The organism is Alteromonas sp. 4NH20-0104 (assembly GCF_057547795.1).
Genome location: NZ_BAAJLP010000010.1, coordinates 95605 through 122135, shown reverse-complemented (window position 1 = coordinate 122135; position 26531 = coordinate 95605). Strand labels below are relative to the sequence as shown.

At 50.2% G+C, this 26531-nt stretch carries 28 protein-coding genes; 15 read left to right on the top strand and 13 right to left on the bottom strand.

Features of this window, described 5'->3' with window-relative positions; genetic code table 11:
• The first annotated feature begins 24 nt into the window (after positions 1 to 24).
• The 4 genes from AC27IB_RS09530 to AC27IB_RS09515 all read left to right on the top strand — a co-directional run bounded on the left by AC27IB_RS09530 (position 25) and on the right by AC27IB_RS09515 (position 4735).
• Positions 25 to 237 carry a hypothetical protein gene (locus AC27IB_RS09530; RefSeq protein ID WP_487120523.1) on the top strand — a complete coding sequence of 71 codons (213 nt, stop codon included), beginning with the start codon at positions 25 to 27 and terminating at the stop codon, positions 235 to 237.
• Positions 238 to 241: 4 nt separating this feature from the next.
• Positions 242 to 1144 (top strand): AraC family transcriptional regulator, encoded by a 903-nt coding sequence (locus AC27IB_RS09525; protein WP_487120521.1) that lies wholly within the window; start codon positions 242 to 244, stop codon positions 1142 to 1144.
• 571 nt (positions 1145 to 1715) lie between these two features.
• Entirely contained in the window at positions 1716 to 3359 is a 1644-nt protein-coding gene (locus AC27IB_RS09520) for a methyl-accepting chemotaxis protein (RefSeq protein ID WP_487120519.1), read from the top strand.
• Between the two features lie 68 nt (positions 3360 to 3427).
• Positions 3428 to 4735 carry an alginate export family protein gene (locus AC27IB_RS09515; protein WP_487120517.1) on the top strand — a complete coding sequence of 436 codons (1308 nt, stop codon included), beginning with the start codon at positions 3428 to 3430 and terminating at the stop codon, positions 4733 to 4735.
• Here AC27IB_RS09515 and nhaC read toward each other — a convergent pair.
• The 5 genes from nhaC to AC27IB_RS09490 form a co-directional block, all read right to left on the bottom strand.
• A complete protein-coding gene (gene nhaC, locus AC27IB_RS09510; RefSeq protein ID WP_487120515.1) occupies positions 4732 to 6168 on the bottom strand; it encodes a Na+/H+ antiporter NhaC in 1437 nt (478 codons plus the stop codon). The genes AC27IB_RS09515 and nhaC overlap by 4 nt on opposite strands.
• On the bottom strand, positions 6161 to 7330 hold the full coding sequence (locus AC27IB_RS09505; RefSeq protein ID WP_487120513.1) for a trans-sulfuration enzyme family protein: 1170 nt from the start codon (positions 7328 to 7330) through the stop codon (positions 6161 to 6163). The genes nhaC and AC27IB_RS09505 overlap by 8 nt, the downstream gene beginning before the upstream one ends.
• A gap of 142 nt (positions 7331 to 7472) precedes the next feature.
• A complete protein-coding gene (locus AC27IB_RS09500; protein ID WP_487120511.1) occupies positions 7473 to 9341 on the bottom strand; it encodes a DUF885 domain-containing protein in 1869 nt (622 codons plus the stop codon).
• An 88-nt stretch (positions 9342 to 9429) separates the two neighbouring features.
• Positions 9430 to 10605, bottom strand: coding sequence for a pyridoxal phosphate-dependent aminotransferase (locus tag AC27IB_RS09495; RefSeq protein ID WP_487120509.1), 1176 nt, complete (start codon positions 10603 to 10605; stop codon positions 9430 to 9432).
• Between the two features lie 15 nt (positions 10606 to 10620).
• The gene (locus AC27IB_RS09490) at positions 10621 to 11052 is read right to left on the bottom strand and encodes a hypothetical protein (protein WP_296049557.1); all 432 of its coding nucleotides are present in this window, start codon (positions 11050 to 11052) and stop codon (positions 10621 to 10623) included.
• 375 nt (positions 11053 to 11427) lie between these two features.
• Here AC27IB_RS09490 and AC27IB_RS09485 point away from each other — a divergent pair, with 375 nt between their 5' ends.
• Positions 11428 to 13770, top strand: a complete 2343-nt coding sequence (locus AC27IB_RS09485; RefSeq protein ID WP_487120507.1) for a TonB-dependent receptor — start codon at positions 11428 to 11430, stop codon at positions 13768 to 13770.
• Positions 13770 to 14993, top strand: coding sequence for a dipeptidase (locus AC27IB_RS09480; RefSeq protein ID WP_487120505.1), 1224 nt, complete (start codon positions 13770 to 13772; stop codon positions 14991 to 14993). The genes AC27IB_RS09485 and AC27IB_RS09480 overlap by 1 nt, the downstream gene beginning before the upstream one ends.
• Positions 14994 to 15083: 90 nt before the next feature.
• Here the strand turns inward: AC27IB_RS09480 and AC27IB_RS09475 are convergent, their stop codons facing one another.
• Positions 15084 to 15257 (bottom strand): DUF6435 family protein, encoded by a 174-nt coding sequence (locus AC27IB_RS09475; RefSeq protein WP_105932932.1) that lies wholly within the window; start codon positions 15255 to 15257, stop codon positions 15084 to 15086.
• Positions 15258 to 15466: 209 nt separating this feature from the next.
• Here AC27IB_RS09475 and AC27IB_RS09470 point away from each other — a divergent pair, with 209 nt between their 5' ends.
• From AC27IB_RS09470 to AC27IB_RS09430, 9 genes are all read left to right on the top strand, one after another.
• On the top strand, positions 15467 to 15943 hold the full coding sequence (locus AC27IB_RS09470; RefSeq protein WP_296049552.1) for a YHS domain-containing (seleno)protein: 477 nt from the start codon (positions 15467 to 15469) through the stop codon (positions 15941 to 15943).
• A gap of 5 nt (positions 15944 to 15948) precedes the next feature.
• Positions 15949 to 16275 carry a thioredoxin family protein gene (locus AC27IB_RS09465; protein ID WP_487120502.1) on the top strand — a complete coding sequence of 109 codons (327 nt, stop codon included), beginning with the start codon at positions 15949 to 15951 and terminating at the stop codon, positions 16273 to 16275.
• Positions 16276 to 16288: 13 nt separating this feature from the next.
• Positions 16289 to 16579, top strand: coding sequence for a BufA1 family periplasmic bufferin-type metallophore (locus AC27IB_RS09460; protein WP_123323891.1), 291 nt, complete (start codon positions 16289 to 16291; stop codon positions 16577 to 16579).
• 17 nt (positions 16580 to 16596) lie between these two features.
• Positions 16597 to 17496, top strand: coding sequence for an MbnB/TglH/ChrH family RiPP precursor modification enzyme (locus tag AC27IB_RS09455; protein WP_487120500.1), 900 nt, complete (start codon positions 16597 to 16599; stop codon positions 17494 to 17496).
• Entirely contained in the window at positions 17493 to 18245 is a 753-nt protein-coding gene (locus AC27IB_RS09450) for an HvfC/BufC family peptide modification chaperone (protein WP_487120498.1), read from the top strand. The genes AC27IB_RS09455 and AC27IB_RS09450 overlap by 4 nt, the downstream gene beginning before the upstream one ends.
• A gap of 201 nt (positions 18246 to 18446) precedes the next feature.
• Positions 18447 to 18998 carry an acyloxyacyl hydrolase gene (locus tag AC27IB_RS09445; RefSeq protein WP_487120496.1) on the top strand — a complete coding sequence of 184 codons (552 nt, stop codon included), beginning with the start codon at positions 18447 to 18449 and terminating at the stop codon, positions 18996 to 18998.
• 80 nt (positions 18999 to 19078) lie between these two features.
• Positions 19079 to 19570 (top strand): TlpA family protein disulfide reductase, encoded by a 492-nt coding sequence (locus tag AC27IB_RS09440; RefSeq protein ID WP_487120494.1) that lies wholly within the window; start codon positions 19079 to 19081, stop codon positions 19568 to 19570.
• Between the two features lie 17 nt (positions 19571 to 19587).
• The gene (gene nrtS, locus AC27IB_RS09435) at positions 19588 to 19779 is read left to right on the top strand and encodes a nitrate/nitrite transporter NrtS (protein WP_487120492.1); all 192 of its coding nucleotides are present in this window, start codon (positions 19588 to 19590) and stop codon (positions 19777 to 19779) included.
• 62 nt (positions 19780 to 19841) lie between these two features.
• Positions 19842 to 20438 (top strand): TetR/AcrR family transcriptional regulator, encoded by a 597-nt coding sequence (locus tag AC27IB_RS09430; protein WP_487120490.1) that lies wholly within the window; start codon positions 19842 to 19844, stop codon positions 20436 to 20438.
• Between the two features lie 130 nt (positions 20439 to 20568).
• Here the strand turns inward: AC27IB_RS09430 and AC27IB_RS09425 are convergent, their stop codons facing one another.
• The 7 genes from AC27IB_RS09425 to AC27IB_RS09395 all read right to left on the bottom strand — a co-directional run bounded on the left by AC27IB_RS09425 (position 20569) and on the right by AC27IB_RS09395 (position 26409).
• Positions 20569 to 21579, bottom strand: a complete 1011-nt coding sequence (locus tag AC27IB_RS09425) for a hypothetical protein (protein WP_487120488.1) — start codon at positions 21577 to 21579, stop codon at positions 20569 to 20571.
• A 10-nt stretch (positions 21580 to 21589) separates the two neighbouring features.
• On the bottom strand, positions 21590 to 22069 hold the full coding sequence (locus AC27IB_RS09420; protein WP_487120486.1) for a DoxX family protein: 480 nt from the start codon (positions 22067 to 22069) through the stop codon (positions 21590 to 21592).
• Between the two features lie 108 nt (positions 22070 to 22177).
• Positions 22178 to 23053 (bottom strand): AraC family transcriptional regulator, encoded by an 876-nt coding sequence (locus tag AC27IB_RS09415; protein WP_487120484.1) that lies wholly within the window; start codon positions 23051 to 23053, stop codon positions 22178 to 22180.
• Positions 23054 to 23078: 25 nt separating this feature from the next.
• A complete protein-coding gene (locus AC27IB_RS09410; RefSeq protein WP_487120482.1) occupies positions 23079 to 23924 on the bottom strand; it encodes a helix-turn-helix domain-containing protein in 846 nt (281 codons plus the stop codon).
• Between the two features lie 205 nt (positions 23925 to 24129).
• Positions 24130 to 24609, bottom strand: a complete 480-nt coding sequence (locus AC27IB_RS09405; RefSeq protein WP_487120480.1) for a nuclear transport factor 2 family protein — start codon at positions 24607 to 24609, stop codon at positions 24130 to 24132.
• Positions 24610 to 24627: 18 nt separating this feature from the next.
• Entirely contained in the window at positions 24628 to 25176 is a 549-nt protein-coding gene (locus AC27IB_RS09400; RefSeq protein ID WP_487120478.1) for a carboxymuconolactone decarboxylase family protein, read from the bottom strand.
• Positions 25177 to 25446: 270 nt separating this feature from the next.
• Positions 25447 to 26409 carry an AraC family transcriptional regulator gene (locus AC27IB_RS09395; protein WP_487120476.1) on the bottom strand — a complete coding sequence of 321 codons (963 nt, stop codon included), beginning with the start codon at positions 26407 to 26409 and terminating at the stop codon, positions 25447 to 25449.
• Positions 26410 to 26531 lie beyond the last annotated feature (122 nt).

Genomic DNA, 26531 nt, shown 5'->3' with positions numbered 1-26531 from the left:
GGGGAAAATGGTCGGAGGATTATTATGCAAAATAAAATACGAGTCGGCTTTATAGGCCTGAATCCTGATTCACACTGGGCTGCTACCGCTCACTTACCGGCATTGGACTGGTTAAACGATGAATTTGAAATCGTCGGTGTTGCAAATTCCAGCTTTGAAAGTGCCCGGCGCACTGCGCCGAGCTTCGACAATGCGGTTCAATTGCATAAGATGTTAGACGTTCTGGGCAGGGGGTAACTGTTTGGAGCTGCATCATCAGAGCAACGACCTGCGAGTTATCACCGATTGGCTGGGTCAGCGGGTCATCAACGACGGTTACTACGTGCTGAGTGAAGGCAATCTGGAAGTTACCCGGGCATCCAGTGTCTCCAGCGAGCAAACCAATGTGCTCACCCAGCCTTGTGTGTGCATTGTGTCGCAGGGGGCTAAATTGGTGACCGCTGGCAAAGGGAGCCTGCAATACGTTGAAAATGAGTCGTCAATGGTGGTGTATGCCTCGGAAATTCCTATCCGGGTTGCTATTAATCGAGCCTCTGAGGAACACCCGTATTTCTGCTTAATGGTGCCATTAACCGCACGTCGCATCAGTGAGGTAGCCAGTCGGCTTTATCCTAATGGCATTCCAAAGGCCGGTAAGATAAGTGCGGTGTATGTGCGGGAATCGGTGCCGCAAATTGTTAACGCCATCCGCCGAATGCTGCAAAACATTGATGATCCCAAGCAGGGCGATTTATTGATCGCGCTGGCCATTGAAGAAGTGGTAATTCGCCTGCTGTGCAGTGATATCGGCCCAGCCATCGCTCAAATGGGCGTTTCAGACTCTCACACCGCACAGATAAATCAGGCTATCAGCTGGTTAAAGAAACACTACACATTGCCAATGCGCGTAGAGGAGCTGGCCCGGGATATTGGCATGAGCGTGTCGTCTTTTCACGCCCATTTTAAAGCGATTGTCGGGATTACTCCGTTACAGTTTCAAAAAACGCTGCGTCTGCAAGCAGCCAGACGTTTGATCATCAGTAATGAAATGGATGTCAGTCTGGCTGCATTTGAAGTGGGCTACGCCAGCACATCGCAATTCAGCCGGGAGTACGTCAGAGAATTTGGCATAGCACCAAGCAGAGACTCCAGTCTGGTTCCATAGTCAGTCGCTATTGGCTTTATTACCCGTAAGGGCTACAACCCACCGTCACCGGGTCTGGCCATGCTTTTACGACTCTTTTGGCCTCACCACGCCCGCTTTGCCGATAGCCGGGTGAGATAGCCATGCATGAAGGCAATTTGGCTTTAACTATTAACCTTATGTTTAGTAGGCCTTTTTAAACAAAAAGGCGTAAGCCAGTTAAGTATGAAATACTACTAACTCAAAAGGGTAATGGGTCTGCTCTGACTCACTGATTCCACTTACGTATATTCGGTTATAATCTCCTTATTTTCCGCATAGTCATAATGAATTGCCTTTAAACACTGGCTCTGATGTCGACACCGGGCTTGTCCGTGCGGGCACGTTTCTTATACTAAAGGATAAATTACCTGAGTTTTAAACGACTTTTTGTTGACAATTATCGAATTGAAAGCATAATTCGCGCATATGTGTACATTGTGACAAATGTGACATTGAGCGCTTGGGTGTGAGTTGTACTGATTTTTTGCAAAAAAAAAATAATGTGCCACGCTTTGAGCAAGTATAGCGTTTCGGTAGTTTGAGGCGGCCCATGATTGATTTCAGCCAGTTCTCGATCAGAAGTAAATTTGCGTTTCCCCTCGTTGTTGTCACGGCACTTTTATGTGTCGTAGCAATTATTTCAGTGTTTTCTTTGCGTAACCTTAGTGATGACTCTGAACAGATTGCCAAGCGTTATCTGAACGCGGTGAGTCTGGCTCTTAACGCCGACAGGGATTTGTATCAGGCACAAACTGCTCTGCAGGACGCGATTATTCTTGCCGGTATGCGTGGACAAGCGATAGAGGCAGAAGTCGCAGACTTCAATGATAATGCACAGCAAGCCCTCGACAGAATGGTTCAGGCTCGCAATATTGTGCAGGGCGAAGTAGAAAATGTTGGTAACGGCAACCAGTTTAGAAGCGATTACGACACCTGGCTGAAGAGTGCTAACGAAGTGATTTCTCTGGTCGCGGCTGGCGAAATTGAACAGGCCAACGCACTGCGTTCAGCCAGCCTGGTTGACGATTTTCAGCAAGTCAGAAGTCATTACGATGCCCTTGGTGAAGCAGTAAAAAATGCGGCTGATGCTCTTGCAGCCGACATGCAGTCGTCGTCACAAAGTAATCAATTCTTATTGTTGCTGGTACTGGTACTGGTGCTGATTGTCAGTGCGTTATCCATAATGTTCGGACCGCGGTTAGTTACCGACAGACTGAATACCCTGATCGATGTAATGCGGGATATCAGCCAGGGCGATGGCGATTTACGCAGCCGCTTAAACAGCAGCGGAAAAGATGAACTGGCGACACTGGCAAAAACCTTTAATCGCTTTATGGAAAACCTGCAGGATCTGATTGTTGTTATTCAGCAAGATACTGAAAATCTGAAAAGTGCCGCTTCAGACTTAAATGATGCCTCCAGTACCGTGAAATCAGCTTCCCATAAGCAGAACGAAAATCTCGACCAAATCGCTACTGCGGTCAACGAATTGAGTCATGTGGTTGCCGATACCGCCAACAACAGTCAGGGCGCCATGGAAAAAGTTAAGGTGGCCTCTGAAATCAGTACCTCTTCCCGGCAAGTGGTTAATGATTCAGTTAAAAATGTATCAAACCTGTCTGCTTCCATCAGTAACGCTAACGACGTAATCTCCAGCCTGGCTAAGGAGTCGCAGAATATTATTGCAGTGTTAGATGTTATCCGCGGTATCGCTGAGCAAACTAACCTGCTGGCACTGAATGCGGCCATTGAGGCTGCTCGTGCCGGTGAGCAAGGGCGGGGATTTGCAGTGGTGGCCGACGAGGTCAGAACGCTGGCAAGTCGCACTCAGCAGTCAACGGAAAATATTAACGAAATGCTTAGTCGTCTGGAGCACAGCGTTAATGATGCCGTGAGCGCAATTGAGCGGGGGGCCAGTGAAGTCGATTCAGTTGTAGCGGTCTCTGAGCAACTGGCCCGGGCCTTTGATCAGGTCAATGAAGCCGTCAATGATGCCAACGAAACTATCTATCAAATAGCCGCAGCCACTGAAGAGCAAAGTCAGGTGGTTACGGACATCAATACCAATGTCACCAATCTCAATACCCTTGGTCAGCAGAATCTCAAATCCATTGAGAATACCGGGGAGATTGCCGGCAGTGTTAACGGCACTGTTCAGCAACTGGGGCAAAAAGTCAGTCGATTTAAAACATGATGTAACTGACGCCAAATCACATCACGAGTCATTTATAAATTCCCAGGTGAGAGAAACCGGAGACACCTATGCAACTTTTGTATTCAAAATTTACCCGTCTGCTCAGCGTGGCCTGTGCTGCTGCATTGCTCTCACCCCAAGTGTTAGCTGAATCCCCCACTTTTGACGTGTCAGGGCAGTGGGCCTTACGCTATGAAAATATTACCAATCCGCTGTTCCCAACCACGGACGATCGATTTCATCAACACAATCAACGCCTGTCATCGAAGTTACAGGTCAAAACCGTGATGAAATGGTCGCAGTTCGAACTACTCGGCGAATTAGCTGATTCCCGTGTGTACCTGGATAATGACGATCCCACTCTTGGTCGTTCGCAGGTCAATACGCTGGAGCCTGTTCAGTTTAACTTCTCATGGCTCGGTAACAGTCAGAGTGACGGTGGTCTGAACATGCAGAAGCTCAGCGTTGGCCGGTTTATTCTTGACTTTGGTAGTCGCCGGGTTATTTCCAGCGGCTACTTTAGAAATGCCATGAACACCTTCGATGGGGTAGTGAGTGAATGGCAATGGAACGACTGGAATGTTAACGCTGTTTATTTACTGCCAGTGACCCGTTTACCCGGCGATGCAGCAAGTATCGATGCCAATGAGCGAGGCTTTGATAAGTCGTATTCAGAGCGGGCAATTTATGGTGTGTATGCCAGCTCTGCCGATAAATCCTGGCAACTGCAAACCTACTGGTTTGACGAAGAAGATGGTCCGGGCTTGAATACTGCCAACCGTGAATTTTTAACGGTGAGTGCGCATTATACCTTACCTAACGATACCAAATGGCGTGCGGATGCAGAGGTTATTGTGCAATCTGGTACCCGTCATCAGTCTACTTCGCCCAGTGATGTTACCGAAATCGACCACCAGGCGTGGTTATTCCATGGTGCGTTTGGTCAGATGGTTACCGATACCACTTCTCTGCAGGCTATTGTCGACCTGGTAAGTGGTGATAACGACAGCAGTGACGGGAAGAATACCAACTTTGACGCACTTTACGGTGTACGACGCTTTGACTTTGGCCCCACCGAAGTGTACCGCACCATGCCACGGCGTAATCTGGTATCACTGGGTCTTAAAATGGTGAGTAAATTTACCAAGAAAGATAACCTGCTGATCCGCTATTTAAATTTTAGTTACCAGAAAACCCCGGTGGGTGGTGAAAGTGAAATAGGTAATCAGATTGAGTTTCGCTGGCGTCACCAGTTGCTGCCTAAATTCCGCCTTGAGTTTGGTGGGGCCTACATGGCCAAAGGCGATGCGTTTGCTCAGGGTGATTACCCGGACGATACTGTTTACGGCTATACCGCCTTTTTACTTAAATTCTAAGGCAGGTGTTTTATCGCCGCAGAGCGTGGCAATAGTCCGGCCCACAGTAAAGAAAACACCGGGCCGCCCAGGCAAAACAATGCCCAGGGTAAATAATCTACGGTCGCCACACCTAGCGTGGCGGCCATAAATAAGCCGGAAACCGTCCACGGCAATACCGGATCCATCAGGGTCACAGAATCTTCAATACTGCGGGATAAATTAACCGGTGCCAGCTTTCTGGCCTGATAGCCTGGTTGATAAAGGTTGCCGACAATCAGGCTGGTAACGCCTCCGTGACTGGTAAGTGAAAGCAGCGTGATGCCGCTTATCATAGTACTTAGCACCAGACTAAAAATGCCCTTCACCTGTTTTAGCATTGCCTGAATCAAAACAGTTAATGCACCGCTGGCCTGCATAGCGCCGGCCAGTAAAAATGCCGCAATAATCACGACCAGGGTGCCAACCATGGAATACAAACCACCGCGCTCTACCAGTTGTAAAAAGGCCGGATTGGCCTGAGCTTCACTGTGCAGATGAGCGGGGAGCATTTGAATGGTAAAACCGTGCAGGTAAGCATTCACAGCATCTTCCAGAGCGAAAGGCTGCAGGATAACGGCCAGTGCCAAAGCCAGCACAGTGGAATAAGTAATGCCAATGACAGGCGGCCACTTTCTGACAATCGCGAAAATAACCAAACCGGGAGGTAATAACTGCCACCAGGCGGGGCTAAAGGTGGTTTCTATAAGTTGTTGCATCGCCGCGGTGGCCAGTAAGGCATTGCTCTGGTCGCCTCCGGAGGCCGATGGAACTACCATAAATACCACCAGGGCGATCAAAAATGAGGGCAGAGCCGTGTATACCATATGGCTGATATGCTGATATAAGTCTGCCTTGGCGGCAATCGCGGAAATGTTGGTGGAGTCAGACAGGGGAGACATTTTGTCGCCGAAGCAGGCGCCGGAAATGACTGCGCCGGCGGTGATCGGCAGCGAAGCATCCATAACGGTGGCCAAGCCCATTAATGCCACTCCGATGGTGCCGGCAGAAGCCCAGGATGAACCGGTAAAAATGCTCATGATACTGGCGGCCAGAAAAGCCGACACATAGAGATAATCCGGGTTAATAAGATGGATACCCGTCCAGACAAAAAATGGAATGGTGCCGCACAGCATCCAGCTTCCAATCAGGCCGCCAATAGACAGCAGGATAAGCACTACCGGAAACACGTCGCCAAACTTGTCAACGGCGGCTTTTTCCATTTGCTGCCAGTCTATCCCGCGGCTAAATCCAATCAACCCGGCAATGACTGCGGCCAGCAATATGGCCACTACAACCAGGGTCCCGCCGAGTTCGGTAAACAAGGCGCCACCGGCAAACACGGTGAGTAATATTATCAGCGGCAGTGCGGCTAACCAGAGCGGTAATGGAGCTGGTGGAGCGGTGTCAGACATGATGAAAAGCCTGCTCCAAATCGGCTATTAATGTTGGAGCTGCCTCGAGTCCTACAGACAACCTAATCAGCCCTTGTGGCAGGTTCATGGCGGCCAGCTGCTCGGCATTTTCCGGCCGCTGTAGGGAGATTGCCAGACTTTCAAAGCCACCCCAACTGACACCGAGTCGAAAATGTGTGAGTGCATTTAAAAAGCGCGTTACGTTTTCGTAGGCCGGATCTTTAAGCGTAAAACTTATCAGGCCATTGTAACCGGCCAGCGGATTGGTTTCCTCTGGGGGGGAGTCTTCCTGCCAGGCCGGGTGATAGATGCGAGCAACCCTGGGGTGTGCCTGCAGAAATTCACCGATGGCCAGCGCACTGGTTTCCTGTTGCTGCAAACGGACGCTAAGCGTGCGTAATCCCCTCTCTATTAACCAGGCATCCATGGGGCCAATAGCAGCACCATTCAGCAAAAAAGTACGGTAAAAAATCTGTTTAAGCAACGCATGGCGGCTGATCAGTGCGCCGCCAATCACATCACTGTGGCCACCAATATACTTGGTTAACGAATGCGCAACGATGTCGACGCCCATAGTGATGGGTTTTTGCAGCAACGGCGTCGCCCAGGTATTGTCGATACCAGTGAGAATGCCATGTTCGTGGGCAATGGCCACCACCTTAGTAATATCAATCCGCTTAAAGGTCATGGTGGCAGGGCTTTCAAACCAAATGAGTTTGGTTTCCGGGCGGATTGCTGCTTGCAACTGCTCCAGATCACCTGAAGTCAGGTAAGTAAAAGTCACACCAAAGCGGGTCAGTTGTTCTGCAAGCTGTATGGTAGGGCTGTAAACCTGGTTGATAAAAATAATGTGATCACCCTGATTGACCAGTCCGGTGATTGCAGCACTGATAGCTCCCATACCGGAGGCAAACAGTTTACACGCCTCGCCCCGCTCCAGTGCGGCCAGTTTTTTCTCCACACTGGTCATGCTGGGATTACGTCCACGGGTATACACTGGAGTGCTGTACTCATTGGCCAGCGCGGCACAGAGGTTTTCAAACTTACTGTAAGAAAACAGTGAAGTCTGATGAATCGGTTGTGTTATTGGTTGGATATCCGTTTGTGAGACAAAGGCTTCGGGCCCACAACAAATATCGAGATCCTGCTGTGAAATTTTCATGTCGTTGTATTTTTGAATATTTTATACCACCTTACCTGTAATTGCCGGTGGCGTACAAGTATGTGGTCTTAATATTCTGCTGATTAAGCGACAACAACAAAAACGCCGGCGGAAAATGCCGGCGTTGTGATACTGGGTTGAATTAAGACGCTTTTTCTTTGGCGATCCAATTGTTGACCATGCGTTCCAATATCGTCAGAGGAACCGCGCCGCTACCTAATACCACATCGTGGAAGGCGCGAATATCAAACTTATCGCCCAGTTCGGTCTCGGCTTTCTCACGCAGTTCGAGAATTTTCAGCATGCCGATTTTGTACGAAGTTGCCTGACCAGGCCACACAAAATAACGTTGCACTTCGGCTTTTATGGCGCCATCGGAAATCGGTGAATTATCGCGGAAAAACTGGTTTGCCTGTTCTTCTGTCCAGCCTTTTGCGTGGATCCCGGTATCCACCACCAGACGGATGGCGCGCCACATTTCAGACACCAGACGGCCGAAATCTGACATTGGGTTCTGGTAGCCTCCCATTTCCTTAGCAACCAGCTCTGCATACAACGCCCAGCCTTCAACATAACTGTTGAAAAAGGAAGTGGTTCTGAATTTAGGCACCCCCTCAAGCTCCTGAGCGATAGAAATTTGCATATGATGCCCGGGGTTACCTTCATGGTAGGCAATCGCTTCCATTTCATTTTTAGGCATGGTGCTCATGTCAATTAAGTGGGCGTAATACACACCCGGCGTGCTGCCATCCGGCGAGCCGGCAAAGTAATGCTGCGGTGCACCGGCCTGTTCACGATAGGGCTCTACCCGTTTTACGACTAAATCAGCTTTGGGTAAAATGCCGAAGAATTCCGGTAATTTCTCGCCAATGTTATCCAGAAAAGCGGTTGCGCCATCGAGGTAGGCCTGACGACCTTCGTCGGTATTCGGATAGTAAAAGCGCTCGTCGGTGTTGTCTGATTTAATGTAGGCAAAGAACGCTTTTAAGGTGCCGTCGAAGCCTTCTGCCTGCTTAATTTTTTCCATCTCAGCCAGAATGCGGTCTACTTCGTTCAAACCAATCTGATGAATTTCATCGGCGGTTAAATCGGTTGTGGTACGTAATGCCAGCGCAGAGTTGTAATAAGCTTCGCCCTGCGGCAGCGCAGATGCGCCTGTTGCTTCGCGGGAAATGTTCGGCAGGTCATTTTCAAACCAGCTAATCAGCTTGCCATAGGCTGGCATGACTTTATCGAGCAGTGCGGTCTCGGCTTCCTCAATAAAGGTCGCTGCCTGTTCGGCTGTAATCTCGCCGCTTTCCTCAAGCGCAGCCACCTTGGTTTTTACGTCCGTCAGCAATGAGGAATCCTGGTCGCTGTCCGCATCAAAAGGCTTGCCTGAGATAATTGCTTTGCTTTGTTTGATAACGCCTTCGTAAGCAAAGTACGGCGCTTTAACGCCCTCGTCTGCATTGATGGCAACCCGGCTGGTTAATTGCTCAACCGCCCGGCCGACGCCTTCCAGCCTCGATATATAGGCTGCCATATCGGAGGATTCGGCCACTTTATGATAATTGATCAACAGCGTCGGCAGCATGGATTGCATGCCATTCATTTGGGTTAGCACATAATTACGGCGGCGGAATTCTGCCTGCTTTTTGGCTTGTTCAAGCTGAAACATCCAGATGTCGTAGGATATTTTGGTGTCTTCATCCAACTGGTTGTAATCAAAGTTGGCTTGCAGTTCGTCTACAGTGGCGGCCATCCACTTCAGCCGTTTATCCTGGCCCTGTTCCGACATGTCATCAATCTGGTCGTAGAGATCTTTACGGCCAAGACGAGTCATCATCAAAGGAGAAAACTGGAGTTGTTGCTCATATTTCTCTTCAAACCAGGCATTCAAACGTTCTGATTCGCTAAGCTGGGCGTTTTCGGCGGCGGTGGCTGGTTGTGAAGCGGTACTGGTTTGCGGTGCTTCGGAACAGGCGGTCAGCGCAAGCGCGACCGCACTGAGTAAAAAGAGTCGTTTCATGGTGCAGGCCCCTGGGTAGTGGTCAGTTATTATTGATTTCCTGTCCAGTAAACCCTGATGGCGAGCGTAATTCAATCCCTAACGTGGATCAGCATTGTTTCAATTTGTGCGTAAACGCTTTAATTCTGGCCAGACCTTCATGCAGTTGCGCCTCTGACGTTGCATAAGACAACCTCACATACTGATCGCCACCGACCACGCCAAAATCGTTACCGGGGGTCATGGCAACATGGGCTTCGCTGAGTAACCGGTCACAGAATTCCATTGCCGTCATGCCGGTTTGGCTCACGTCAATGTAAACATAAAACGCGCCGTCGGGAGTGACGGGCACGGTGAGGCCTGCGTCGGCCAGACCGTTCAGGACTATTTTGCGACGGGGCAATAAAGATGTCCGTCTTTGCTCGCAAAGGGCCAGGGTCTGCGGCGTAAAACAGGCCAGCGCGGCAAGTTGTGCCGGTGTCGATGGGCAGATATATAAGTTCTGCGCCAGTCGTTCAATAACCGCTACCATATTTTCAGGTATTACCATCCAGCCTAATCGCCAGCCGGTCATGCCGAAGTATTTTGAAAAACTATTAATAACAATGGCGTCATTGTCGAAAGACAGGGCGGTTTGCGGCGGCCCATCATTGCTATCACTTAAATTCAGGTAAATCTCGTCGATAATTCGCCATGCGCCGCGGGCCCTGGCAAACTCACACATGTGTGCCAGATCGCCAGCCGATACCGCTGTACCGGTGGGGTTTGAAGGCGTTGCAATCATCAGTGCCCGGGTTGCCGCCTGCCAGTGTTGCTCAACCAGGGCCGGACTTAGCTGAAAACGATCGGCGGCGGTGGTTGGCACCAAATTGACCTTGCCGCCAAAAGTGGTGACAAACTGACGATTACAAGGGTAGGAGGGATCGCCCACCATGACCTCATCTCCGGGGTTCACCAGTGCGGCACAAACCAATAGCAGCGCCGCGGAGGCGCCGGCAGTGACGACAATTCGTTGCGGATCTATAGCCAAATCATGCTGGGAGCGGTAAAAGCCTGCAATGGCCTGACGCAGGCGAATATCACCGAGCGCTCCGGTGTAAGGTAATTGATTGTCTGCAACAGCCTGTTGTATTGCTTGCTGGACAGCGGGCGGCGCGCCAAAGTCCGGCTCACCGATGTTTAAACGAATAACAGAATGCCCGGCGGCTTCGAGCGCCGTGGCCTTTTCACCAAAAGCCATTGCATAGAAAGGCGCAATGGCGCTGGCGCGGTCAGAATACTGCATGAAACTCTCTAATGTTTAGTGTAACCAGCCGGCGCGCGCACCTCGCTGACTGATTAAAACCAGTAATAACGCGATGCTGGTAACGATAACCGGCATGACTACAATGCCCCAGCCCATAATGCTGATGGCATCGATGACAACAAAATTATAATACTGCTGCACAATAACGCCGGCGAGGGAGATAACCAATACCGGAAAGGCAAGTTTTTTGCCCAGGGCTAACAGAAGTGAACCAATTAAGCCGCCAAAAACCGCCAGACCATAAGCGCTATAAGACCATAACGGAATGTTGCGGTAGATGGCCTGCTGGTCCTCAGGAAGCTGAGCAATCATTTCCGGCGTCATCATAACCTGGCTAAAGAAGGCGGCTACGCCGATGCCGTTCCATAAAACCATCAACCAGGCAAACACCTTAAGGCCGGTGGACATTCGGTTTGCGCTTTTCATTTTGACTCCCTAAAGGTTCCGCCAACAAGAGATAGTAATCACTATACGTGAATTTTTAGTGATAGATAATGGATTATATCGTCTTATACTTTTGTCTAAAGTGGTGCAATTGGTCAGCTTTTCATCACAAAAAGTGTGCAGCTGGATTTATTACACAGGAATAGTTTGTTAAGCAATTGTATTAAAGATACTGTATACGATATCTTTTATGCAAACTGTCGGTTGCTACGGGTTATTTATCCCAAAATAAGAGTCGAATCAGTGAATTGGTACAGGGTTTGAAGTAGTTGAGTGAATACCGCTTATGGAAGGGCGTAGCATAACAACACGGTCTCTAATTCAAACTCCCTGAAACAAGACTGAGAAAATAACGATATGGCACATAAAATTACAGGCAAAACCTTTTCACTTACCCTACTTGCTGGTTTGATCGGTCCATTACTGGCCGGCACGCCGGTCTCTGCTCAGACCGCAGACGAGAGCGATGCGCAGAAAGAAGAAAAGATCGTCGTGGTAGGTCGCCGGATTTCGCAAACTGATATTGCGATCGGGACTGATGAAGCAACCAATACCCTGGCCGTTACCCGCGATGAGTTACTTTCTGCTCCATCGGGTATTTCGGGCCTTAAAATGCTGGAAAACCTGCCGGGCTTTAACGTTCAGACCGACGGTGCGCTTGGCTTATATGAATTCGGTAACTCGGTACAAGTTCGGGCTTTCCAGTTAAGCCAGATGGGCTTCGTGCTGGATGGCATTCCCATGGGGCGTTCAGACGCCTTTGGCGGCAGCCCGATTTTCCGTTATGTTGACAACGAAAACCTTGGCGCCGTAGTGGCGTCACCGGGTGCTGGCGATGTGTCTGCCCCTACCTATGCTTCACTTGGACCGATTGCATCATACAGTACTATTCGCCCGTCTGAAGAAATGGGCGGGATGGTTGCGGTCACCGTGGGTGATTTCGACCTGCAACGCACGTTCGTAAAACTGGAAACCGGCGATATCGATGGCTTCAGAGCCTACGTGAGTCGTTCTAAAACCGACAGTGACCTGTGGCGTGGCCCGGGTACCATCGACCGCGAGCACATTGAAGCCAAAGCGTTGTACGAGTTCGGTGACAGCTATATCCAGGCTACCTATGTAGCGAACGATTTCTTCGATTATGATTCACCGTCTGCGCCGGCCTCTACCTTTGCCAGCAACTATTACTACAGCTATGCCGACAGTATCCCGGAAGGGTGTATCAGCTCAGCAGGCAGCGTCTATGACTACAATGGTGACGGCAGCATCGATGACGATGACTTTACGCCGGTATTCACTGGTTCAAACTGTACCAGTTATTATGAAGATCGTATCAATATTCGCGATGATAAGCTCTATTCATTAGGTTTTGGGACCTATTTCAGCGAAGATGTTAAGCTGGATGTAACCGCTTATTATGAAGATAAAGACGGTTACGGCGTCTCACCAGACAGTTACACCAATACGCTGGGCATTTACACCCGACAGGCAGCGGCTGGTCTTGATGTGGTGCATCCTCGTGGTGTGCAATATGGCCTTTCAACTGTGGGCGGCGAGCGCGAAGGGATTGTGGCCGGGCTAACCTGGTTTATGGGCGACCATAAAATTGAATTTGGTGGCTGGATTGAAGACGATACTTACAATCGGACCCAGGCACGTTTGAATAAAACCGGTGGTAGCGCAGACGGCAACGTCATTATGGATGAAGTGGCCTATTACCGCCGTAATTACACCGCAGTGCGCGATACCACCCAGCTATATGTAAAAGACAACTTCAGCATGATGGATGACAATCTGATGCTGGAAGTGGGCTTTAAGTCACTGTCTATCGATTACTCACTGGATGGCTACCGTGATTACGCGGATTACGAAATTGACAGTCAGCCGGGTTATGGTCCACAGTCGGTTGAAGCTGAATACAGCGACAACTTCTTACCCATGGTGGGCGCGGTTTACCGGTTGAATGATACCGATCAGATCTTCGCCTCATTCGCACAAAACTATGCATTACCTGCCGGTACTGACGATATCTTCGATAACGCCGTTGGCTTTGATGCCCCGGATCCTAAAGGGGAAGAGGCGGATAATTATGAGTTCGGTTTCAGAACCAACCGGGAAACTTATAACGGTGCGATTGCTTTATTTTATACCCGCTTCGACAACCGCTTAATTGCCAGCAGTGTAATGAATCCGGCCACCGGTCAGCCAGAAGCATTCTACGTGAATGCGGGCGCCTCCAAGGCCTACGGGGTTGAACTGAGCGGTGTGTTCCAGCCAGAAGTCTTTGATCGCGAGCTCTATTTCAATGCCAACTTATCTTACAAAAAAGCTGAGCTGGTGGATGGATTTGGCAGTAACCCTGCTGGCAGTCAGTTACCAGACAGCCCGGAATGGTTGATGACTGGTGGCGTTACCTACGAGCCGACAGAATGGCTGGTAGCCAACTTCTCGGCTAAATATACCGGTAAGCGTTACACCGACTTCTCCGAATCTATTGAACTGGACAGTTACCTGGTAGCACAGGCCTATGTAGATATCGGCGGTCCTAACAACTTTGGCATGCCTGAAAATATGCGTCTTCGCTTCAACATCGACAACGTGTTCGACAAAGAAGTGATGTCTTTTGGCTTTACCGGTTCGACCTTTGGTCGCCCGCTTAGCCCGCGTACCTTCCAGGCAACCCTGACGGTAGACTTTTAATGAAGATAAAAATTAAACAAACATTGTGCGCGTTAGCTGTGGCTGCTTCATGCAGCCCGGCTCTCGCCGCGGCCGATGCGGCTAAACTGCATGATTCGCTGGTGGTAATGGACACGCACCTCGATACGCCTGCGCTACTCGTGCAACCGGGTTTTGACATCATGCACGCACACACTTTTGACGATGATTTCTCGCAGGTGGATGTACCTCGCATGGACAGCGGCGGTCTGGATGGCGGTTTTTGGGTGATCTATACGCCCCAGGGCCCGGTAACCGAAGCAGGATTTAAGTCGTCCCGTGATACCGCGTTACTGCGGGCTATGGCCATTCATAAGATGGTGGCGGCCAACCCGGATACCTTTGCGCTGGCCACCGAACCGGAAGACGCTAAAGCGATTGCTGAGCAAGGCAAAAAGATTGTCTATGTCAGCATGGAAAATGCGTACCCGCTGGGTGAAGACCTGAGTTTGCTGGACACCTTTTATAAAATGGGTCTGCGCATGGTGGGGCCAGTCCACTTTAAAAATAACCAGTTTGGTGACAGCTCTACCGATCCCGATGGTCAGCAGTACGGTGGCCTGTCGCCGCTGGGTAAAGAGCTGGTGAAAAAGGCCAATGAGCTGGGCATTATTCTGGATGGCTCCCATGCCCACGATGATCTGTTGGAAGACATGATTGAGTTATCCAAAACACCGGTGATCCTGTCGCATTCCGGCACCAAAACAATTTATGACCACCCGCGTAATGTTGATGACAGCCTGCTTAAGAAGCTGGTGAAAAGCGGTGGCGTTATTCATGTAAATGCCTATAGCTCTTACCTTAAGGAACTGCCTCAGGATCCGGAGCGTGGTAAAGCCTACGGCGAGTTATTCCGGCAAATGGGTAACATTGCCCAAATGAGCGAAGCCCAAATTGCAGCGCTTAAAGCAAAACGCAAACAGATCGATATGGAACACCCTGCGGTCAGAGCGACCTTTGAGGATTATATGGAGCATTTCCTTCATATTCTTGAAGTCGCCGGACCAAAGCATACTGGTGTAGGCGCCGACTGGGATGGCGGTGGTGGTGTCGAAACCATGATGGATGTGGCCGCGCTGCCTAAAATTACCGAGCGCTTACTGGCCGAGGGCTATACCGAAGAAGATTTAGCTGATATCTGGGGGAATAACGTGCTGCGCCTGTTACAACAGGCGAAAGACTACGCACAATCCCTCAAGGAATAGTTTTTATTGCTTGTTCTCCGTAAAAACAGCAATGCGGGCACACTTCGGTGTGCCCTTTTTAGTTTTTGCCGCCTGGCCGCATAAAGCGGTTTATTGCGATTTCTCAGTTTCCTCTATCTTTTGCCACAATGCTTCTGCATCAGCAGTGAGCATTGAATAGGTCTTTATATCGCCATTGCGCTGCGCATGCATTGCCTTCTCGAGCAGGGCCGAGTGCTGCTTTCGAAGTTTTGCGGTCGGGTCTTTTTTGAATAATCCAAACATTGTATTTGCCTGTTGGGTTTTCCCTGTTAACGAGTCTCAGGCCTTTTGGGATCAACTAAAAAATACCGGCCTGGACGAATAGCGCCAATTTGTGGCGCATCTGTTTCCTTCTGCCTGGTGAATTTTCTTACCTTATATCCACAGACAGCAAGCAACACATAAACCGCTTTGCTCTCTGCCTGTTTAACTTTTGGTTTAAGGAAACGACTATGAAAATTTCACGATTTGTAAAAATGGCTAGCTTAGCTGGCTCTATTCTGTTTAGCAGCCTGAGCTTTGCGTCAGCGGTAAACATTGCACAAAACGATGTGGCCATTCACGGCTACGACCCGGTGGCCTACTTTACTCAGCATAAGGCGGTGGAAGGTGCAGCTAAGTATACCGCGACTTACGAAGGGGCTATTTATCGCTTCAGCAGTGCTAAAAACCGCGACATGTTTAAAGCCAATGCGGCCAAATATGCTCCGCAGTTTGGCGGTTACTGCGCAATGGGGGTGGCCCTCAATAAAAAGCTGGATGTCGACCCTGATGCTTTCTACATCGAAGACGACAAGCTGTACCTCAACCTCAACAAGGCTGTCCAGAAAAAGTGGCTGGAAGATGTACCGGCTAACCTGAAAACCGCATACCGGGTGTGGGATGGTATTGAAACGTTATCAGTGGCCGACGCCAACGCCGAGGAGTAGTTGGTATGAATGCTGGTAATCAGGCCATCGGGGCGAATGGGCATCAATACCCGGAGCCGCTCGTTATGTTGTGGTTCAGCGCCGAATGGTGTGGACCCTGCAAACAAATTGCACCGGTCATTAACATGATTGAGCAAAGCTACGCTGGCACCGTCAGAGTAGTGAAGGTGGATGCCGAGGAGGACTTTGAGTTGGCGCACCGTCTCGGTGTAAGGGCAGTACCAACCCTTATTCTGCTCGATCACGAAAAACGGCTCGATACCAAAGTGGGGTCGGGTAGCTACGCTGAGCTTACTCAGTGGATTGATTCACATATTAACTTAGTTGCTTAAAGAGGTAATGACTATGACTAACAAACGTACGATTGCAGCGGCAGCCCTGGCGATGGCTTTAACTTCCGTGGTTGCGGCACCAGCCCAGGCGGCTGGCAAAGAGAAGTGTTATGGCATCGCTGCCGCCGGTCAGAACGACTGCGGTAACCTGGCAGGCACCCATAGCTGTGCTGGCCAGTCGACCATGGACAAAGACCCTGGGGAATGGAAACTGGTAGCTAAAGGCAGCTGTGAAGATCTCGGCGGCATGCTTAAAGCTGAAGCGAAAAAGCGTTACGAAGCTGAAAAGCGCCGTAACGGTTAATCGATAGCGGAGGAACAATGATGGCGGCTTTAAAACCACTTAGTCAGGCTCCAATCAGCTCTACTCCGGTGGGGGTTGGTTTACGTCACGAGCATTATTCGGCGGCTTTATCGCAGCCATCACCTGCGCTTGATTTTGTTGAAATCCATGCCGAAAACTTCTTTGCCGAAGGCGGTGCGGCAAGTCGGTTACTGGATCAAATTACCGAACATTACGCGGTAAGCATTCATGGCACTGCGATGGGATTAGGCTCTACCAGCGGCATAAATCGTCAATACCTTAAGAAGTTTGTCCAACTGGTAAACCGGGTGGACCCGGTACTGGTTTCCGATCACGCTTGTTTTACCTGGGGCGAAGTAGGGCAGGAGCCGGTACATAGTGGCGACCTTCTGCCACTTAAATTTGATAAAGCCACGCTGGATATCCTGTGTACCAATATAGATACCGTACAGCAGGCGCTGGGCAGACAACTGCTGGTAGAGAATATCGTCACTTACCTGCCGTTTGACGCTGGCGATTTCAGTGAAGCGGAATTTCTGGCCCGGGTCGCCGAGAGAACCCAATGCGGCTTGCTGGTGGATTTAAACAATATTCTGGTGAATTACCGGAATTTTTCCAACGGCAATCCACTTACTCTGGCTTGCGAATGGCTGGCACAGCTGCCGCCGTCAGCCGTCAGGGAGCTACATCTGGCCGGCAGTTCTGCGGTCGGGCCGGGAATGCTGATTGTGGATGACCATGGGCAACCGGTTTCCGACGACTGCTGGGCACTGTTTCATGAAGCGCACGAACGGTTTCCTCATGCCGCCACGCTGATTGAATGGGATAATAATCTGCCTGTTTGGCAGGAGTTACTCGAAGAGGCTCATCAGGCCCGCTGGCGGATGGACATGGTTGCATTAGAGGTATCCGGATGAGCGACCAGTTACCTGCCGTTGCTGATTATCAGGGCAGTTTGTTAACCAGCATAATGACGTTTTCTTCCAGTGCGCCTGGCTCGGGGCTGCAGGTCTATCAGCAAAACCTGCAAATGACAGCCGTGCGTAGCCTGAGTATTGCTTTTCCGGTGCTTGCGGCGATGCTCAGTGAGGAGGCTGTGTATGTTCTGGCCCGTCGATTATTATCATCGGAGAAGCCATGCAGTGGGGACTGGGCTGACTGGGGGCGTACATTACCTGAACTGTTGCGCAGCAGTGAACTGCACGAAGAGCATCCTTATCTTGCCGATATAGCGGCGTTTGAATGGGCTTTTCATCGGGCTGCACGAAGCCAGTGTATGGCACTGCAAGCCGATACCCTGAATCGTCTGACTCAGTGCGAGCCGGATACTATCCGTATTCGCCTGCAACCCTCTTTAACCCTTATTAGCAGTGCCTTTCCATTGTTTGGCCTGTGGCAACTACATCGTTCTCAACCGCCTGGGCGTGCCCCGGGTCTGGCTGAACTGGAGGCAATTATGCAAACCGAAGAAAGTGGCTGTTATGTTATTTCACAGGGTGCCGCCACTACTCAGGTGATGGTAATTAATGCCGAAGAGTATCAGTGGCTTGAGGGCGTGAAGCAGGGCATGACACTGGGCACACTTCTGGATGTTTACCCCACATTCGATTTTGCTCAATGGCTCACAGCGGCACTTACCAATGAGTGGGTAACTGGCCTGAGCTGATACCTGTATGAATCCTGTCGGGGACAATCCTTGTCTCCTGCCTTTGGCGGTGTGCTACTACACCGCCTTTTTTTGCCTGCCACACACTCATTCTTCTTCGCCTGACAAATGGATAAATTTTCCATACGGACGGGCAATTTTAACTGCCACCCTCGCTCTACACTTGCCGGCACTTATTAAACCGGATTAACGGAGTCTGACGTGACCCAATTAGAGCTAATATTTCGACGATATGGCCGCTATCTCGCAGCCTTACTACTCACACTATGCATGTCTTCTTATGCCCAGGCGACTTCACTGGCGGTGGATTATCTGCGCGGGGAAGGTGATGTGGAGGGCATTAAAGTGGCTTATCAGTATTACCACCAGGCGCTGACTGACTTCAGCGATGATCTGTACTGGTATGTGGAAACCAGCGTCAATTTCTGGGAATACGGCGTTGAACGCCAGCATGACACTAACTTTATCGTGGCCTTGTCGCCGGTGCTGCATAAAACCTTCTTTCATCGGCCTCAGGGGCGCTTTTATGGTGAGTTTGGTATCGGTTTGTCGCTGCTCGATGACACCACTTTTGCCGGAAAAAATGTCAGTACCCATTACCAGTTTGAAGACCGCTTAGGGCTCGGCTACGAGTTTGGTGAGGATCATAAATACCGGCTCGCGCTGCGCTATTTTCATTATTCCAATGGCGGCGTAAAAAAGCCTAACCCGGGGCTGGATTTTATTAGCTTGTCATTTGCTATGCGGCTTTAGCTACAAGGCCTGACAGAAAGAAAGTCGGGGTCTTCACGGTCTTATAAACCATCATCATGAGTAAAAGAAGTAGAGTTATCATGCAAAACACAACAAGCCGTGTAATTGGCATTATTCTGTTACTGCTTGCCGTTAACTGGCCAGCAGTAGCTCAGGAGCAGAGGCCGGCAGTGCAGCAGGCGCCGTCTTTTCATTTTAGCGGATTGAATGGTGAATCTTTTGATTTTCCGGCGCAGCGCGCAGATAAACCCACCTTGCTGTACTTTTGGGCAACCTGGTGTCCGTATTGTAAAAAGGCCACCCCCAGGGTGGTAAAACTGCATGAGCAGTTTTCTGAGCAGATCAACGCACTGGCAGTGAATGTGGGAATTAATGATTCCGTTGCTAACGCGCAGCAGTACCTGCGCGATTACGATATCCACTTCCCGGTGGCCTTTGATCACGAAAGTCAGATCAGTCAGGCTTACCATGTATTTGGTACACCAGTGTTCGTCATTGTGTCGCAGAGCGGGCAAATACTCTATCGCGGTCACCGTTATCCTGACGGTATTGAACAAGCGCTGACAAACTAATGGTCACGCCGCGCAAAATGCCATCACGAAGTGAATTAACCGGAGCGCTAAAAACGGCGGCCGTAGTGGGTAGCGTGCTGCTTCTGATTAATCAGTACGAAGCGGTGATGGGACAGATGGAGTTTAATTTAACCAAAGCCATCCTGAGTTATTGTGTGCCTTTTTCGGTATATTTGTATGGCCGCTTAAGCGTTGCTAGCAGAGGCTAGCAAGGCCTTTTGTTTGTCCGGAATTGATGTATACTGATCTGTGTACTTACTGAGGTGGCAATATGACGCAGGGTCGTAAAAGCAAACGCGAGCATTTGGTTGAAACCGCGCAACAGCTGTTTTATCGAGAGGGCATTAAAGGCACGGGTATCGATACGGTGCTTGAACACGCCGGTGTAGCTAAACGCACGCTGTATAATCATTTTAAATCCAAGGATGAGCTGGTTATTGCTACCTTGCAGCGTCGCGATCAGGAATTTATGGCCATGCTGAAAGCCGGGGTTAAGAAGTTTGAGTCCAGGCAAACTGGCGAACCGGCATTCGCCCGGGTGCTGGCTTATTTTGATGCCATCGAAGAATGGACCACCTCAAAGCAGTTTTCCGGCTGTATGTTTATTAATGCGTCGGCCGAATATCCTCGCCAGGATCATCCTGTACATGTCATTTGTGCCATGCATAAGCGCCTGGTGATCCAGTACATTGAAGAGCTGATGTCAGGATTAACCCTGGCCGACCCCCATGACCTGGCCGTACAGTTAGCCGTGCTAACCGATGGCGCAATTGTTAATGCCCATACAACAAGTAACCGCAATGCGGCTCAGGTAGCCAAACAAGTTGCCGTGTCATTACTCACCCTGCATACTCAGCCGGCGCATTAATATCAGTCGCCGCTTAGGGTGAAGTAATTTATCAATACCGGGTAAATGGCCGGCAAGAGGCCTTCGGTGATGCTACCGAACAATGGATTTTGCCCAATCTGCCCGGCATTATAAGCGCGATAAATCGCGACTAATTATCATTGGCTGGCGCCGGCATAAATCCCTCTATATCGCAGTGTCTGCTCAGGCGTGCCTCAACGTCGGCGTGAAGTTTACGACCAACAACCAGCGGTGCACGGTTGCGGTCGATACATTCATTATGGGCAGCTAGCCGGTGATAGAATTCACTGTGTTTGGCTTCTGTGTTGCGTTGTCGGGTTTGCAGCGAAAGGTTAGCCAGACTCACAGCACTATAAGCCTGGCTAAAGCGGGCAATGCTCTGGTAAGTAAAGTGTTCGGCTACCTGGTCATTGCTGCGTTTAATCAATAAATCCATCAGGGCAAACAGCAGTTCATTGGTTGAGGGCGACTTAAGCAGCAGCGTATCGGTAGTGATCTGTGTTTCCGCTAGCTCGGCAAACGCTGTCGGGCGTAGCGCTATATCCACCAGTAATTGGCCGTTATAGCGTTGTTCGATATTAAGTATGGATAGCGCGGCATGGTCAAAACGCAATTGCCTGCACAAGACGACGGCTTCCTTACGAAACTGACTCAGCGCCTGGCCATTTTGCCGGTGACGTAAGGCATCCGCCTGACGGACAAATAAAGGTAAATCCTGGTGGGTACTGAATGGGGCACTCTGCTGCCCGTTGATAGTGAGTTTAAATCGCTCCCTGACTTCATGCTCGCGGGCTTTTTTGACGGCCAGAAAAATGGTTTGGATGAGTTCAGAAGTTGGAAAATGGGGTTCGATTCGCCAACGCCGGCCATAGACCAGTTTACGTTTTGTTTGTTTGTGGCGCGGCCGGTAAGTATCGAAGCCGATAACCCCAATCTGAATGAATAATCCCTGCTGATCCTCGCCGGCCATGATCAGGTAATCATCGTCAAACTGACAATCACGGATAACCTGTTCGACGGTCTGGCGACTATGCGTATAGGCCAGGTAATGCTGCGGGATACAGCGGTCTCCGCTGTCTAAGGTGACAGACGGAGCGCCGGGCAGTGCGGTTTCACCGCTTGTGATGTTGAGCGAGGTCACGGCAATGGGCTCATACAGTGGTTGGCTCAGCCGTTAATGGGCGGCGATTGTAACGAATAATTAAGTTATCCAACGAAAGCTTACCTGCGCCCCAAACCGTGATGTGCAGTAAAATGAGTCCCCAGATAACATGGCCATACAAGGCGGCAGGAGCAATCTCTTCCAGGCTTATCACGGCAACCACGTTAACGATCCCCAGTCCCAGCGCACTTAACCGACTGACGATCCCAAGGCTTATTAACACTGGTAGCAGCAACTCGGCAATGGTTGCCAGACAAGCTGCCAGGGCAAAAGGGAGCAATGGCACGTGATACTCGTATTCAAACAAAAACAGGGTGGTTTCCCAGTCATTGGTTTTGGTCAGTCCGGAGGCAAAAAACACCCAGGACACATAGAGTCGACCGGCTACGGAAAGTGTCGACTGTAACGGGGTAAACAGGTGAGTTGAAATGGCACTCAAGCGGCCAAACATCAGGGTTAATGGTTTCACAATGGTCTTCCTTCGTTAAACTATTCAATAAGTTCTGGCCTGTTGCCATTGAGTAAACTTTAAGGGATCGGGGACGTGTAAAAGCGACCAATCGTCTGCGCTTTGTATCTATTCGTTTTTATCCGTGGCGAGCTGATGTGCTGTTTTAAGCGGTTCATTGTGACCGGATGCAGGCTGTTTTAACCATTGCTTGGGCGAGATGCCGAGTTTCTTGCGAAACAGCCTGGCCAGCGCGGAGCCGTGCTCATAACCTACCAGGTTGGCCACCAGGTTAACCGGCTTGTTGTCCTGCAACATTTCCTGTGCCAGAGCAATGCGAATATCGGTTAAGTAATCATTAGGCGTCAGGCCCACCACACTTTTAAATGTGGCAGCAAACCGGGAGCGCGACATCGCCGCAATGTCAGCCAGTGAATCCACTGTCCAGTTAACCTCGGGCTGGTTGTGCATGGTACTTATCACCTTTGCCATCATGGGATGACTCAGTGCTGCCAGTACCCCGCCTCTAGCTAAATCGTTTTCCAGAATATAACGTAGTACCTGGAGTAAAAATATTTCACTAAGCTTGTCGATCATCACACCACGTGTTACCGAACGACTAAAGGCTTCATCAAACAGCCATTGCGCCGTTTGCCCGATGTATTGCTCGGTATCCAGCGCCAGGGTAATTAGCGGTGGAAAAGCCTCCAGCAGCAGCTTTTGATGCGCTGATTCCATGCTGATAGTGGCACAAACCATTTCGGCACCGGCCGACTGTTCTGCCAGAATTCGATGTTCAACCGGGCCCGGTATAAAAATCACAGAGGGTTCGTCGATGACCCGTTTAGTGCCATCTTTCATAACGATGGTTAAGCAGCCGGATTTAAGCAGGTGCAGGTGGCCTTTCTCATCGTTGCTGAACGACTGGATCCCGCATAATTTGCCACTGAAAAATACTTCGGCTTTTAACGAAATCCGTCTAACGATATTTGCTATGTTGTCCATCTTTATCCTCTGAATCGACAGGCGGCTAAACCATGGCCCCCGCTGTTGACGCCTGATTTCCGCGACTTTGTTGCAACCACTGGCGTGGCGATACCCCCAGCTTTTTCTTAAAAATCCTGACCAGCGCCGAGCCGTGCTCGTAGCCCACTTCACCGGCGACAAAATTGACCGGCTTGTTGTGTTTCAACAATTGTTGAGCAACGGCCAGCCGCAGGTCGGTGATATAGTCGTTGGGTGTTTGCCCCACCAGGGTTTTAAAACTTTCAGCAAACTTAGACCGGGACATCGCAGCAATACTTGCAAGTTCATTAAGGGTCCAGTGATGGCCGGGCTCATCATGAATGACTTCGATGACCTTACGCATCTGCGGGTGGTTAAGCGCGGCAATGGCTCCCTGGTGCAAACTGCCTTGTTCGGTGGCATGGCGAAGTACCTGCAACATGAAGATTTCACCGAGCTTGTTGATCATGATGTCCTTACCAAAACGTTGTTCAAACACTTCATTAAACAACCATTGCACGGTGCAGGACAGCGAACAGTCCGGTGAAACCTGTAAGTACACGATGTCTGGTAATGCATTTATCAGCAATGACGAGCTGCTAATCGTAAAGGTGACGCTGGCACTGATAAGTCTGGCTGGTTTGTCGCCCATGGATTCCAGATGGTGCGGGACACCTTTGGGCAGCAACACGACTGACGGACGGTCCATCAGAATTTCCCGTTGGCCCGAGCGGATCAGTCTGACTTTGCCAGACTCCAGCAGGTGCAACTGGCCCTGTTGACCAAAGTGCTTCACGCCACTTAGCTGACCGCTGTGATTGATCGCGGTTGAAAAGGTATGTTGATTAAGAATGCCGCTTAAATTGTCCATGTGATATCTCTCTTTACCGGTTTGCTGGTGATGAGATAACTCAACGCTGTGATTTTATTTAAATCAGAGCGCGACAGCCGTTACCTAAGAGTAAACAGATCTGTGTAGCAATTCGGCCCCTGGTCGGTTAATGACTGGGTCGTCTACGCTTGCTACACCACCTTAAAATTAAAAAAAGCGGGGCCAAAGTGCCCCGCAAAAGGGGCTAGAGGCCCAGGTGAGACAACCCCGGATGGTCATCGGGACGTCGCCCCAGTGGCCATTTAAATAAGCGCTCTTGCGACGTGATCGGCAGATCATTCAATGAGGCGTGGCGATTAACCATCAAGCCCTGGTTGTTGAACTCCCAGTTTTCATTGCCGTAAGAGCGGAACCAATTCGCCGAATCATCACGCCATTCGTAGGCATAACGCACCGCAATGCGATTTTCGGTAAAAGCCCAGAGTTCTTTGATAAGCCGGTATTCAAGTTCTTTATCCCATTTGCGGGCCAGGAACTGAGCGGCCTGGTCACGGCCGTGGATAAACTCTGCGCGATTACGCCAGGTGGTATCGATACTGTATGCCTGGGCGACTTTTTCAGGGGCCCGGCTATTCCAGCCGTCTTCCGCCAGGCGTACTTTTTCAGTTGCCGTTGCCAGCGTGAAAGGTGGCAGTGGCAGACGAGGCTGCTCTATGTTGTTCATGTTGCGCTCCCCGACACGTTAAACTGGGTGAACCAGCGGAAAATCAACGTCTGCGCGGCCCGCATTGTTGAGATAGTTGGTGAAAATATTGAGTGCCACATGCTGAATGATCTCAACAATTTCGGCGTCGTTCAGCCCGGCTTCACGCACTTTCGCCAGGCTTTCATTACTCACTTTTCCACGACGTTCAACTACTTCCGTGGCGAACTGAAGTATGGCCTGAGTCTGGCGGTCCCGTGACTGGCCCAGGCGGTTAGCGGTAATTTCACTGTCTTCCACCCTGACCAGATTAGCCGCCAGAAAAGCGTGGGCAGACAAACAGTAATTACACTCGTTCAGCTGTGCTACCACCAGAGCAATAGCTTCGCGTACTGAGGCAGGTAATACGCCTTTGCCCAGTGACTGAGACATTTCAAGGTAGCCATTGAGAGCGGCCGGACTGTTGGCAATCATACGAAATAGATTAGGTACACTGCCGAGTTGCTTAAGCACGCCCTGTAACGGGATTTGCGAAGCAGCCGGAGCATCATCGATAGAAGCGGGTACATGTAAACCTGACACTGACATAACATTTCTCCAAATAGGAACTGTGAATAAACCTGAGGTGCTTTTGAGCGACCGTTCAAGTGGTGTTATTAAAATACACAGATCTGTCTACTTTTTGCAATGGGCAGGAGTAAGAAATATCGCTCAAAATTGAGAAGCGGTTGTTTTTTCTAAAAATATACTTTTCTGTCTACTATTGATTTTTTAGCTGTAAGTCTGTGTTCTGGGCTTTAAGAGGGCGAGGTATACGTTTTTGTCTAACGGTTTGTGTAATGCTGGAGCGGCTCGGATTTACCAAGCAGTGCTTCGTTCTACCTGGCTCGGAGACAGGCCTATGACCCGCTTGAACGCTCGCGAGAAGGCGGCTTCAGACTCGTACCCACAGTTCAGGGCGAGTTCGATAAGCGGGACTTTAACGCTTTTGAGCTGGTAATAGGCCAGGGTTAAGCGCCATTCGGTGAGATAGTTTTTGGCACTGGTACCCACCAGTTCGGTAAATCTTGCCGCAAAAGCAGAGCGGGACATGCAGGCAATGGCGGCGAGACTTTCTACCGTCCATTTTTCTTCCGGCTGCTGATGAATGGCTTTTAGCGCGGCGCCGATTCGGCTATCACGCATAGCCGCAAACCAGCCTTCATTTGCCAGCGGATCGTTGGTCAGCCAGTACCTGAGTAATTGAATTAACATGATTTCGGCGAGCCGGGTAATAATGGTTTCACTGCCCGCGGCTAGGTCTGTGGCCTCGCGTTTGATTAATTCCAGGGTGGATGTCAGCCAGGCCTGATCCTGATAATCATCAGCTGTCAGGCAAATGACTTCGGGTAACTGATCAAGCAGGTAATGGCCAATCAGTGGATCAAAAGACACCACACCGCAAATCAGTTTTGTGGTTTCACCCGAACCCGGAATATCCAGTACCTCAAGGTTGGGCGAAAGCTGCTTTACTCCGGAATCAAAAAACGGCACATCCCTGACGTGAGCAGCAGATTTGAGGCTGTGCCCCTTGCCATGGGGGATTAACACCAGTGCCCCGGCAGAGAGGGCTATTTGTGATGTTTCGGTGATGATCAGACAGTTGCCACTCATTACCACATGCAGCATCAGGCGTCCCGGCATGGCGGGTAAGGCTAACCCCCAGGGGGCGGCAAGGGTTGAAAAACAGTAAAGACTGTTCTGCGGTTTCAATTGCTCGATGAACGGACCAAAAGGGTCATTATTGGCCGGGAAGTCCGGTGAGTTTATCGGGTCAGTCATGGGGGCGAGTCTCTGCTGGGTCCTTGCAATCTGCCTGTTAATTATACGATTGATGGGTAGCTTAAGTCTAATTTGGCCATTGCTGGACGAACGGTAAGGTATTGTGGACCCCTGGCTATGTC